11 protein-coding genes are annotated in these 12,091 nt (G+C 35.7%); 4 read left to right on the top strand and 7 right to left on the bottom strand.

What is annotated here, in order from left to right; translation table 11 throughout:
• Nucleotides 1-11: 11 nt before the first annotated feature.
• Both C6989_RS06235 and C6989_RS06230 read left to right on the top strand, forming a co-directional pair.
• Nucleotides 12-1,055 carry a PhoU domain-containing protein gene (locus tag C6989_RS06235; RefSeq protein WP_182126686.1) on the top strand — a complete coding sequence of 348 codons (1,044 nt, stop codon included), beginning with the start codon at nucleotides 12-14 and terminating at the stop codon, nucleotides 1,053-1,055.
• 71 nt (nucleotides 1,056-1,126) lie between these two features.
• Nucleotides 1,127-1,318: a hypothetical protein gene (locus C6989_RS06230; protein WP_148703754.1), complete on the top strand. Its 192-nt coding sequence runs from the start codon at nucleotides 1,127-1,129 to the stop codon at nucleotides 1,316-1,318.
• A 25-nt stretch (nucleotides 1,319-1,343) separates the two neighbouring features.
• Here C6989_RS06230 and C6989_RS06225 read toward each other — a convergent pair whose 3' ends face one another.
• The 6 genes from C6989_RS06225 to C6989_RS06200 form a co-directional block, all read right to left on the bottom strand.
• Nucleotides 1,344-2,975: a hypothetical protein gene (locus C6989_RS06225; protein WP_182126685.1), complete on the bottom strand. Its 1,632-nt coding sequence runs from the start codon at nucleotides 2,973-2,975 to the stop codon at nucleotides 1,344-1,346.
• A 177-nt stretch (nucleotides 2,976-3,152) separates the two neighbouring features.
• Nucleotides 3,153-4,406, bottom strand: a complete 1,254-nt coding sequence (pstS, locus tag C6989_RS06220; RefSeq protein ID WP_148703756.1) for a phosphate ABC transporter substrate-binding protein PstS — start codon at nucleotides 4,404-4,406, stop codon at nucleotides 3,153-3,155.
• Nucleotides 4,407-4,492: 86 nt separating this feature from the next.
• Nucleotides 4,493-6,070, bottom strand: a complete 1,578-nt coding sequence (locus C6989_RS06215; RefSeq protein ID WP_237087652.1) for a 6-bladed beta-propeller — start codon at nucleotides 6,068-6,070, stop codon at nucleotides 4,493-4,495.
• A gap of 71 nt (nucleotides 6,071-6,141) precedes the next feature.
• Entirely contained in the window at nucleotides 6,142-6,927 is a 786-nt protein-coding gene (locus tag C6989_RS06210) for an ABC transporter permease (RefSeq protein WP_148703757.1), read from the bottom strand.
• Nucleotides 6,924-7,922, bottom strand: coding sequence for an ATP-binding cassette domain-containing protein (locus C6989_RS06205; protein WP_148704186.1), 999 nt, complete (start codon nucleotides 7,920-7,922; stop codon nucleotides 6,924-6,926). Before C6989_RS06205 ends, C6989_RS06210 begins: the two co-directional genes overlap by 4 nt.
• Before the next feature lie 219 nt (nucleotides 7,923-8,141).
• Nucleotides 8,142-8,594 (bottom strand): PRC-barrel domain-containing protein, encoded by a 453-nt coding sequence (locus tag C6989_RS06200; protein WP_148703758.1) that lies wholly within the window; start codon nucleotides 8,592-8,594, stop codon nucleotides 8,142-8,144.
• A gap of 88 nt (nucleotides 8,595-8,682) precedes the next feature.
• Between C6989_RS06200 and C6989_RS06195 the strand changes: the two genes are divergently transcribed.
• Nucleotides 8,683-9,000 carry a nitroreductase/quinone reductase family protein gene (locus C6989_RS06195; RefSeq protein ID WP_148703759.1) on the top strand — a complete coding sequence of 106 codons (318 nt, stop codon included), beginning with the start codon at nucleotides 8,683-8,685 and terminating at the stop codon, nucleotides 8,998-9,000.
• On the opposite strand, the gene C6989_RS06190 is transcribed toward C6989_RS06195, so the two are convergent.
• The gene (locus tag C6989_RS06190) at nucleotides 8,997-9,740 is read right to left on the bottom strand and encodes an ArsR/SmtB family transcription factor (protein ID WP_148703760.1); all 744 of its coding nucleotides are present in this window, start codon (nucleotides 9,738-9,740) and stop codon (nucleotides 8,997-8,999) included. The two genes, C6989_RS06195 and C6989_RS06190, sit on opposite strands and share 4 nt — an antisense overlap.
• Nucleotides 9,741-9,868: 128 nt before the next feature.
• Between C6989_RS06190 and C6989_RS06185 the strand changes: the two genes are divergently transcribed.
• The gene (locus tag C6989_RS06185) at nucleotides 9,869-12,091 is read left to right on the top strand and encodes a beta-propeller domain-containing protein (RefSeq protein WP_182126684.1); all 2,223 of its coding nucleotides are present in this window, start codon (nucleotides 9,869-9,871) and stop codon (nucleotides 12,089-12,091) included.

Raw genomic sequence — 12,091 nt, 5'->3', positions numbered from 1 at the left:
ATAGAAATTAATTGGAAACCGTTGAAAGTTCAAAGCAAACTAGACGTATGCAACTCAGTGGCGGCTCTACATACATTATTTCATTACCAAAAAACTGGATAGAGGAATTAAAGATCAAAGTTGGGCAAAACGTTACAATTGTTAAGAATTCCAATCAATCATTAACACTATTTTCAAATGAAAAGACCAACAATGGGGGGAAAACCATAGCAGTCATTCAGTCTAGTCAAAAAGAATCAGGTGAATCTATAAAAAGAAAAATAATTGCAGCATATCTTAGAGGATACAACACCATTGAGATAAAATCAAAGGGAATCAGACTTCCTACAGAACACACTAGAAATGTCAGGGAATTAGTTAGAACAAGTATGATCGGAACTGAGATCGTGGAATCTAGTTCAGAGAAAATCTCAATTCAGATTCTAACTCGCCTTCCAGAATTATCATTTGAGACAGCTCTCAAGAGAATGTATCTTATGGCAAGCAATATGGTAAGAGAAGCTGTTGAGAGTATTGATGAAGAAGAAGATATTCACGCAGATGAAGTGGTAAACATGGATGATGAGGTAGACAGATTTGGATTATACATGAGACGTAACCTGGTATTAGCAGTAGAAAATGAAAACATACTACAAGACATGGGACTAAGAAAACCATCAGATTGTCTGGGGTATAGAGCAGTAGTTACAAGAATTGAAAGGATTGCAGACCATGCAGCACATGTTGCAAAAAGAAAAAAATTCATCGAAGGAAAACTAGATACAAAGTTATTCAATAAAATTAAAAGACTATCTGAAGAATCCCTTACAGTATTTGAAGAAGCAATTACGGCAGTTCAAAATCAAGATTTCATTAAAGGCGAAAAGGTTGCACAGAAGGTTGCAGATGTGATTGAAGATGAACGGCAGATAATGTCCAAAGTTTCAGATACAGACAAAAATTCCATTTCAATCAGATTCATTCTACAAGACCTGAGAAGAATTGCAGAATATTCAGGAGATATTGCAGAAGTAGCCATAGATGAAAATATTCAAAAAATAATCATAGAAGAGTAATTTTTAGGAAAATTTACTCATAAGTTCTTGAATTTATGATAAAAACTATCTAATTTGTCAAAAATATTACGATGGAATACGATTTAACATATTATCGCTATAATTACACAGTGATAGAGTGGTTCTCTCAAGTATTGTGTTGGAAGCATGCAGGGATTGTAGATTCATCAACAGTTGCAAATGCATACATCTGGTTGACTGCACATTTTAGCGATATTGCAGGATATGCTAGCTGTAATGCAAATCATTTAGCAACAATTTGATAAAATAAAGAAAAAGGAAAAGAATCTACTGAACGTAGAAGCCTTTACCCCAGTCTTGGGTATTTCTTAGGTCTGCAGAACTAATGTTGTTTGCAGATTCGATTTCAAACATTGCATCGTAGATTGGATTGTTTGGAGTATATCCTTGGCATTCAAAGTTAAAGATGCTTTCTAATGCAAACTTATTTTTGATGTAGCTCTCTTCGTTGTTTGGATCTGTTTCAACAGTGTAATCAGTTACTCTACAAGTAGAATAGTTAAATCCACGAACTACTTCACCATTAGAAACAATTTCTACATCAAGGTCTACAAGATCTTTTAGTGCAGATCCTGCAACACTTTGAATCTTACGATTATTATCTACATGCTTATACAGCATTGGATAATCACCTACAATTCCTCGCAATTCCAAGGTAGGAGCTACAGTTTTTCTTGTAAACTTTTCTGCAGCAACACCCGTGTTACCGTTTTCATTGTTTACATTTTCAGTTGCAGTCAACACTTCACTTTGCTTAAACATTGAAAACTCTATTGTCTCAATGCCGTTTGCAAAGGTAAAGGTTGTAAATACATCTAGTCCTTGATCAGTATTTTGCAAAGATTCCATGTAAACATTTGAAAGTTGGGAGGTTTTCCAGATAGGAGTATCTCCATACAGTTTTTCAAAGTTTGAATTTATGGGCTTAATACCAGAGCATGTAAAGGTTAACTGATGAACAACAGCAAAGCCACTTTTTCCGGTAAAGCCTTCTTCTTTGTCAGCCTTTGTAACAATCTTAGCATCACTTACAACACATTCTCTGAAATTGAATCCTCTCAAAGTCTCCTCACCATTAGTAAACTCGACTTTAGCATCAAAGTCTATATTTGATGCATATGTCATTCCAGAGACATCTTTTGAATTCTTAATTGCTTTGTATAGTAGTGGATAATATTCTAAAACACCTTCCACTTTAAACTCTGCAATAACATTCTCTTGAGATTCTTCATATGCTGAAACTAGGTTAAACACAGGAAATTGAATTTTTTCTGCACCGTTATCATACATAAAAGTCACAAAAGTTTTTGTGTCCTTTGCAAACTTGAATCCAGAATCACCAAAATCAGTAAATGATACGGCAGGTTTTACAAATTTTTTATCTATATCTACACCGCTACATACAAAGTCTATCTTATCTACAACTGCAAATCCAACATCTTTGAAATAGCTTTCATAGTCGTTGGAATCCAGAGTTTCAACTTGATAGTTGTCAATTCTACAGGTGTTATAATCTATAGACATGATAGATTTGCCTTCTTTAATAAAAGCCGCATCTACGTCAAAGTATTTCATTTGATAATCAAATGCGTTGTTTGAGAATCTGTATTTGTATGCCTGATCCATTGCTTCGTGCAACAATGGTGATTTGGTAACAGTTCCTTCAACTGAGAAGGATACGCCTGAATCACTTATGAGATTTTCACCCATATTAAAGACAGGAAATGAATACACTTCAACTCCATCTCTAAATGTAAAGGTAAGTACAGGAGTAATGTCACCAGTCATTTTGTATTTTCTATCCTCTTCTGCAAATACACTAGAAGTTGCAAAAGTAGCAAAAGCAATTGTTGCAATAATGCTAAACACTGCAATGTTTTGTACGTTTTTGATAGTCATTGAATATCAAAATGAAATTCTATCTATAAGCTAGATCCTCATTCTATCCAATTAGAATATATCAATAGATAGCCATCGTAATGCTATATAGAGAAATTTTTTGAATATCAGTCTAAGAAGTTAGAATAAAAATTTGTAATATCAAGTTTCAAAAAATAAAAGTAAAAAGAAAAGAGTTTAGACTTTGAGAATTCCTTCTTTGATTAGGAATTGTAGTCCGTTGATATAGTCTTGATCAGTTATCAGTCCTTCTGACCACCATTTTGCGTTATCTCTAATCCATTTTGGAATTTCTAATGCACCGCCATCTGCAGATGCCTGATAATCCCAAAGTACTTCACCATCATAGGTTATTTTGGATAGTCCTTGCTTTCCTATCTCTTTGACTTTGTCAGCTAGTGGAACATACAAAAGACTAGAAGAGAATTCCTGACCATCTGTAATCATCCAGTGAATAAGGTGAATGACTGCTTTTGCCTGCTCTTTGTTTTTAGTAACTGGTTTTAGATCATCATACACAAGTAGGTATGTGAAACTAGCAAGTGGATATGAATCTGAACCAGGTGCATTTACTAGAGATACTCCAACCCAGCTTTCTTCAGCTGCAGGTAGGGAATTTGCAACACCACTAGATGCAGCAGAGATGCTGTCTAATGTTGGTTCAATAAATGCACTTTTGTCAGCATTTTCAATGAATGCAAAACTCATTCCTGTTTGGAATGCATATGCAAGTTCAATGTATCCAATTGAGTAAGCAGTTGATTTTACAATTCCAGCAACACCTTCATTTCCTGCAGCAGCAAGACCTGAAGGCCATGGAACAGATTTTCCTTTACCTATCTGTTCATCCCATTTTGGGCTTACAGTTGTTAGATAATCTGTGAAGATGAAAGTTGTTCCTGAACCATCTGATCTGTGTGCAGTAACTATTTCTTTGTCAGGCAAATTCAAACCTGGATTCTCTGCAGCAATTGCAGGATCATTCCATTTTGTAATTTCTCCCAAGAAGATTTTAGCTACAACATCTGCAGTCAGTTTTAGTCCTTTGTTTGGGACTTCAGGAAGGTTGTAAACTAGCACTACACCGCCAATTGATTCAGGGATGTGTAATGTTCCTTTAGCTAGATCTCTTTCTTTTTCACTCATTGGTTTATCTGATGCTGCAAAGTTTACAGTTTTTTCAATGTGCTGTTTGATTCCACCGCCACTTCCAATTGATTGGTAGTTGAGATTTACATTGTTGTAAATTTTGTTGTATTCAACTCTCCACAAATCAATGAGTGGAAAGGGAAATGTTGCACCGGCACCTGTCAAATTAAATTCAACATTTGCATCTGGGGCATCAGGCATAGAATCGGCATTTGCATTAAGAGGTGGTACGATAGCAACTAATGTTGCGATCAAAAGTATTGATGTTATTTGTTTTCTCATTGAAAGAACATGTTTTGAAATTTATTTACAAATAGCAATCATAGATTACGGGAAAACAAGATCACTCTATTAACTATATAGAAATTCTAGTCATTACAATTTAGAATGATGCTTTCTTGTGAGTCATAGCAGTTATCACTCTCAGAACCACCATCAATCACATCAGAGCCTGAACCGCCATAAATCACATCATATCCTGATTCGCCTTTGAGGATGTCATGTCCACCATTTCCATTAATGGTGTCAGATCCATCATTTCCAAAGATAATGTCATCGCCGTCCCCACCAAAGATACAGTCATCTCCTTCAAGACCGCTAATCACATCGTTTCCACCTAGTCCAAAGATTAGATCATTTGCAGCAGTTCCCTCTAGATAATCGCCATCATCGGAGCCAACTACCATGTTATAGTCAGAATAAACATTTCCACATGCAAAGACGGTAATGATTTGATAATCTTCAGCAGTATTTCCGGCATAATCAAATGCAATCCAGGTGACTTTGTTTACACCCAAAGAGAATGCTTCAGGAGCGTTATTCAAAATTGCCTTTATCCCACTATGAAAATCATGTGCAATCGCATCACCGATTGATACTGGTGTAAATAGATCAGTTGCCTCTAATTTCATATCACTTGGAGCCATGATCGTAGGATCAATATCATCAAATGTGTAATCTTCAGTTATTTCAGGTGCAATGATTTCTACTTTTTCAACTATCGCAGGTTCTGAGTAAAAGGGAGTTTCAAATGATTTTACCTTGTGTGCTGCAGAATCTACTACCAGTAATTCTCCGTTTGGTCCCAATGCAACATCAGTTAATCTAGTAAAGGTTTGAGATAACGGACCGTTCTTCTCAAAGATATCTAAACGCAAATCACCATCTAGGTGAAGATACAAAACCTTGTTGTTATCGGAATTTGTAACAAAAACTTTGTCTTCAGGAGATACTGCAATTCCTTCAGGGGAAAATACATAGTCTAGTCCATTAAACTGATATGACTTTATGTGATTTCCATTAGAATCAAATTGTTCAATCTTGCGATTGCCTTTATCAGTTACATAGACATCACCGTTTTCATCAACATCAATTCCAATTGCTGTAAGAAATTGTCCTGGGCCCATTCCGCTAGTTCCAAATGATAAAACAAATTCCCCATCAGTTGTAAATTTTTGAATTCGTTGATTGCCAGTATCTACGACATAGACACTTTCTGAATCAGCTGCAATGCCATATGGATACTTGAACTCTCCATCATGAATTCCCTTGCTGCCCCATCCATCTACATAGGTTCCATTCATAGTAAACACTTGAACTCTATGCAAACTCTGGTCTGCAACATAAACTAAATCACCGCTTATTGCAATACCAGATGGGTAATGAAATTCACCAGGCAGTTTTCCGCTCTGTCCCCAATGAGTAATGTATTGACCATCACTTGAGAACTTTTGAATTCGTTTATTTCCTAAATCACTGACGTAAGAGTTTCCGTCCTCATCAACTGCAATAAATTCAGGATATGAAAAATATCCAGGTGTGTATATTCCAAATTCCCCCCATTCCAAAATAAAGTCATAGTCACCCAAAGCAAAAGAGTATTGAGTTAAAGTGCTAGATAGTAATATTACAGAAAAGACTGCTACAAGTGCAGGTATTGTTGTCAACAGATAGTCGTTTCAAAATTTCTCAAAGATCAACAGAGTTAACAATAGTTTGATTTTTTGTCAACTTTATCTCAAAATGGTTTGTTTACTTCACGCGTGAACACATAGCTTGCAAGCCCAACCATCACCAATACAAAGACAAAGATAATTCCAAGGCTAAGCAATACAGACACCCCTCCCTCAGAAACACCAGTCATCATCTCCCTTACAAGCAAAACTGTGTAGGTTACAGGATTGAGTTTTGCAATTGTTGCAAGCCAATCAGGAAGCAGTTCCAAGGGGAACAGTGCAGGACTCAGCATGAACAAAGGCATTCCAAGGAAATTGATTACACCCCAAAAGGTCTCCTGAGACTTTGCAGTAGCTGCAACCATCACAGAGATTCCTGAAAATCCTAGAGAAAACAAAATTACAATTGCCATAATCGGGGCAATCATTATTGGATTTGGAAACGTTACACCAATTGCCAAAGCAATTCCCAGAATCAAACTAGCTTGCAGAGCTGCAATTAGAGATATTGCAGACATTTTTCCCAGTGCGATTGCAGAGCGAGAAATTGGAGATGTTAGTGCCTTGTTCATAAAACCATATCGTCTATCCCACAAGGTATTGACACCACCAAAGATGCTTGTAAAAATTGCAGTAAGAATAATGACACCCGGTGCCATAAACTCAATGTACTCACCTTCAAAACCAACTGATTGAATTAGTGGTTGAGTTCCTGAAAACGTATTTCCAATCACTATAATCCAGATTGCAGGTTGTATTAATCGAATTAAAACACCACTGCGGGATTTTTTGTATCGTTTTAGTTCTCTCCAAAAAATTGTATAGGTATCACACATCAAAGTATTCATGCACGTAACCTCTTCATTTTTGCGTGTTCTCGTTTTCGATTAAACGTTACATCATCGTCTCGAATCTCATGACCTGTATAAGATATGAATACATCATCAAGTGTGGGTTGGGTCAATGAGATAGAAGTAATCTTGATTCCAATGTCTGATGAAATTTGAAATACTTTGGGGATAACTTCAGCTCCATTTGATACAAACAAAGTGAGTTTGAAATTGTCTTCATTAATTTTGTTAATAGGCTCTATTTTTTTGAGTTCAGATATGAAAGAGTCCCTATTGGAATCATCCTCAGTCACAATAGAGATCACTTCATTTCCCATAGCATTTTTCATGTTTTCAGGTGAATCTATCACCTGAATTTTTCCCCCATCAATTATTCCAATTCTATCGCAGAGTTGATCAGCCTCTTCCATGTAGTGGGTTGAAAGAAATATTGTCATCTCAAACTCGTCATGAATTTTTTTAATATATTCCCAAATTTTCCGTCTAGTCTGAATATCTAGCCCAACTGTTGGCTCATCAAGAAACAAAACCTTTGGTCGATGCAACAATCCACCAGCAATATCTAGTCTCTTTCTCATACCACCTGAATAAGTTACAACTGGCTCGTTTTGTTTGTCAGATAATTCAATTAAATCTAAAACTTCATCAATTCTAGAATCAATTTCATTTTTTGGTATGTGGTTTAGTTTTGCTTGTAACAAGAGATTTTCTCGTCCAGTAAGATATTCATCTACTGTAGTCTCTTGCTGAACATATCCAATATTTTCTCTGACCTTTTTTGCATCAACTCTTACATCATATCCAGAAATCAAAGCTTGGCCAGATGTAGGTTTTAGCAAAGTTGTTAGAATCATCATAGTAGTGCTTTTTCCTGCCCCATTAGGTCCAAGAAATCCAAAGATCTCACCATTCTCAACAGTAAATGAGATATCGTCTACTGCAATGACATCACCAAATGATTTTGTCAGTGATTTTGTCTCTATGGAATGCAACACATAGATCGCATTTTTCAATTATAAATTGCTAAGTATTCAATTACTAATTCATAAAAAAATTTAAAGAGTGATTTGAGAGTATTCTTCATGAAAGGGTTATGTCAAAAATGTCACTCATCAAATGTAGATGTAGTAATTCAGGAAGGAATTCCTGTTTGTGAAAACTGTTCGAAGAAAAGCTAAGTGATTTTTGAAAAAAGAAATTAAAAAAAGAGATTATTCAAGTTCCTTGAATTCGTCTTTGGTCATTCTTAAAATGATTTTTTCTCCAATTCCCCAAATTTCTGATTTGGATAGGATCTTTGAATGCATCAATCCATCTGATACTTCGATTGATTCTAATTCATTGGTATCAGGATGTCTGTGCAATCTCTTTACTTTGCCAATCTTGCGGCCATCGATATCAATTACAGGAATTCCTGTTCGGACAGGAGGTCTACAAAGAAGTAATTTCTCCTCAGAGAATTTGTCAATGTAATCATTTGAGAGAAAATAGTCTTTGTTGAATCCTTGGTGGATTGTAACACCAGATACGGTAAGTGTGTCTTGATTGATGTGAATGTGTTTGACTTTGCCGTACTCTATTCCTTCTCTATCTATGACTTTTTTTCCAGTAAAGGTATCTGCAGTAGCCAGGTTTGATGGCATTCCTTCTAGTTTTACGGACATGGATTGAGGTGTTCAGATTTGCTTATCATACCAAATATCAGAAATTTCTAGCAATGGGGTTAAATTACTTGACAGAAAGAAATTACGCATGAAGATTACAGAGGACTTGTTTAGGCCGGTTCTAGTAACAAAGGGAAGAAAGACAGGAAAAGAGCATGCAGTGATGCTAAGGGCTGTAAACTATAATGGAAAAATCTATTTTTCAAGACACAGACCAGATGGAGATTGGTTTCAAAATGTAATTGCAAATCCTCAAGTAAAAATTCAATACAATGATTCTGTTTTTTTAGGAAAAGCAAAACTAGTTGCAGATGAAGAGTTGGGCAAAAAAATTTCTGAGCTAAAATATCCTGGCGAAGAGAGGGCAAAAGAGAAAAGAGTAACAATAGAAGTTACTCTAGACTAACTAGATTTTTTAAATTTCCACAAATAATATGCAGTCAATCCGCCAAGAATTACTGTAATTACTACAAATGGTATAAACAAATCAATCTGAGTTACACCAGAATCAATTACATCTTCAGTAATTTCTAAACTTCGTGGTGCAAAATCCTGTGATTGTGATTCGGCAACAGGAGCAGAAGCAATAGATTCAGGCTCTCCCACATGGACAGAAGCAACAGATTCATCACCTGACTCTAGACGCTTAGACATGTCTTCAGTTGCAGCAAACTGTTTTGAGGAATCTACTGGAATTGATTTTTCTTGCAGTTGAGATAGTGACAATAATCCTGAAACTCCAGTTGCAATAGCAAGTCCAGCTACCTTGTAGATGTGTCTAAATGAGCGAACAAGTAGTTTGCTTTCTTTAGTTTTTTCAGATAGTTTTGGAGGAACAATTACAATACTAAATTTTGTAGCAGAATAAACTTTCATGTCTTGAGATTTTGAATTTTTTTCAATCTTTGAAATTTTTACGACACCCAAGTCTTGTAATTTGTTAAGATGGTATTTTACCAGTTGCAGTGAGATGTCGGTCTTTTGTGCAATTTGGTTTGCTGTCAACTCTTCGTTGAAGAGCAATTGCAGAATTTCACGGCTAGAATCATTTGTAAACAGTTCTCCAAAGGACTTTATTTTTTCATCATCTGTGGCTAGAATTTTGATTTTCTCAGTTAGTCCGTCATCAGGATTTTCAGCTGACATCAAATTTGATAGGGAGAATCTTGAATATGTAAGTTCTTTGGTAAAATTTCAATTTCACTAATCCTTTTATCCCAAACTACCAAAGAATAGTAATCACTAAAACGGATAAACAAAAAAAGATGATAAAAATGAACTCAAAAATAATAATCCCAATTGTAGTTGCCATTTCGGTAATAGTAACAGCAGGTATCACATATTCCGTAACATTTGACCAAGAGCCACAAACAAGAATAGTTACAGAGGTACCAGAACCAGAAATTATCTATGTAGACAAATCAATTTCAGAATTTTTTGAAGGAACAAACGACATAAAGAAAATATCATCACAAGAAGATCTTGCATCAATTCTTGAGGCATCATCAACGTTTAGAACAGTATACAGTGATGGAATGATTAGAACATTTGCAGCAGTTGATGAAATGGCATTTGATAGTGCCATGCCAACTGCAGTCCCTGAATCAGGAATGATGATGGAAAAAAGACAGTCAGGTGCAGAGTATTCAACAACAAATGTTCAAGTGCAAAATGTTGATGAGCCAGACTATCTCAAAAATGATGGCAAGTATGTCTATATTGTTTCAAGAAATACACTTTCAATAATTGATGCGTATCCTGCCAAAGACGCAAAATTAATTCTAAAAATTGCCCTAGACATTGAATCTCAATACATTCACAACATGTTCCTCAACGGTGACAGATTGGTGATATTTTACAACGGACAAAGTGACGAAGAGATCATTCCACAGTTTGACTTTATCCCAAGACCATCTTACAGTCCAGTTACTCATGCATTGATTGTAGATGTCTCAGACAAGGAAAACCCAACAATTCTCAAGGACTACTCAATTGATGGTCATTTCAGAGATGCCCGAATGATTGGAGACTATGCATATTTTGTTACAAATAGCCACATCAACCACCAACACCCAAGACTCCCAGTAATAATGGAGGATTCTGTTAGAATCATGACACCAGAGGCATTTTACTTTGATAATGTCGAAGAGTTTTCAAACTTTAACACATTAACTGCAATTGATATCTTTGGAGATACAGTAAACTCTGAGACATTCCTTATGGGATATACGGGCTCATTCTATGTTTCAGAGAATAATTTCTACTTGACATATCAGCAAAACATGCCATTTGGATTCTATGAAAACTCATCACGAGATAGATTCTATGAAGTAATTGTTCCACTATTGCCAATTGACATTCAAAACCAAATTAACAATATCAAAAATGATTCATCACTAAGTTCATCCCAACAATGGGTAAAGATTTCTGAATTTATGCAAGACTTTTACAACAAAATGGACAAAAAAGATAAAGAGGAATTATTTGAAAAAATTAGAGATGCGCTAAATGAGTATGATGCAAAAATCCAAGAAGAAACAAGAAAGACAATCATTCATAAAATTTCAATTGATGAGGACAAAATAGAATATGTTGCAAAGGGAACTGTCCCAGGAAGACTACTTAACCAGTTCTCAATGGATGAGTCAGGAGACAGATTCAGAGTTGCAACCACAATAGAGTATTACATTCAGCATGAAGGAACAGTCAGATCAAATGCAGTCTATGTCTTAGATGATCAGCTCAACATAGTTGGAGAACTAGAAAACATTGCACCTGATGAGAGCATATTTTCATCAAGATTCATGGACGATAGGCTCTACTTGGTAACATTTGAGCAGATTGACCCATTCTTTGTAATCGATTTATCAACTGACACACCAAAGATTCTAGGCGAACTAAAGATTCCTGGATTCTCAAACTATTTGCATCCATTTGATGAAGAGCATGTAATTGGAGTGGGCAGAGACACCAAAGTGGATAGTAATGATAGAGTTCAGCAATTGGGAGTCAAAATTGCATTGTTTAATGTAGCAGATGTAAAGAACCCCAAAGTTGTAGATGACTATATTATTGGAGACAGGTCAAGTCATTCTGAAGCATTACACAACCACAAGGCATTCTTCTTTGATAAGACAAGAAACGTGCTTTCAATTCCAATAAGTAGCGATTCAAAGAGCTTGGAGGGAATTTCTTCAAAGATGTTTGCACCAGAGTACAACCGCTGGAGTGGATTCTATGTATTTGATATAGATGAGACAAATGGATTTAGCATCAAAGGAACAATCACTCATTCAGATAGTGATTCAAGATACTACAGCATGGGAGATGCTAGAACATTTTACATCGATGATGTTTTATACACAGCATCACAAGGATACTTGAAGATGAATTCTTTTGAGAATCTAGAAAAGATTAATTCAATAAAACTAGAGAACACTGGCAAGTTTATTGATTACTTGGAAGAGCCAGTAATGGAAGTAGAACCTGTCAGATAG

Origin of the sequence: Nitrosopumilus sp. b2, assembly GCF_014078535.1 — an archaeon.
In the GTDB taxonomy this organism is placed as follows: domain Archaea; phylum Thermoproteota; class Nitrososphaeria; order Nitrososphaerales; family Nitrosopumilaceae; genus Nitrosopumilus; species Nitrosopumilus piranensis.
This window is presented reverse-complemented; position numbering and strand designations above follow the sequence as displayed.

Bases quoted from the DNA above. Each gene is read 5' to 3' on its own strand.
- C6989_RS06210 (WP_148703757.1), bottom strand. From the start codon at position 6,927: ATGAATACTTTGATGTGTGATACCTATACAATTTTTTGGAGAGAACTA.
- C6989_RS06195 (WP_148703759.1), top strand. From the start codon at position 8,683: ATGAAGATTACAGAGGACTTGTTTAGGCCGGTTCTAGTAACAAAGGGA.
- C6989_RS06190 (WP_148703760.1), bottom strand. From the start codon at position 9,740: ATGTCAGCTGAAAATCCTGATGACGGACTAACTGAGAAAATCAAAATT.
- C6989_RS06225 (WP_182126685.1), bottom strand. From the start codon at position 2,975: ATGACTATCAAAAACGTACAAAACATTGCAGTGTTTAGCATTATTGCA.
- C6989_RS06185 (WP_182126684.1), top strand. From the start codon at position 9,869: ATGAACTCAAAAATAATAATCCCAATTGTAGTTGCCATTTCGGTAATA.
- pstS (WP_148703756.1), bottom strand. From the start codon at position 4,406: ATGAGAAAACAAATAACATCAATACTTTTGATCGCAACATTAGTTGCT.
- C6989_RS06200 (WP_148703758.1), bottom strand. From the start codon at position 8,594: ATGTCCGTAAAACTAGAAGGAATGCCATCAAACCTGGCTACTGCAGAT.
- C6989_RS06230 (WP_148703754.1), top strand. From the start codon at position 1,127: ATGGAATACGATTTAACATATTATCGCTATAATTACACAGTGATAGAG.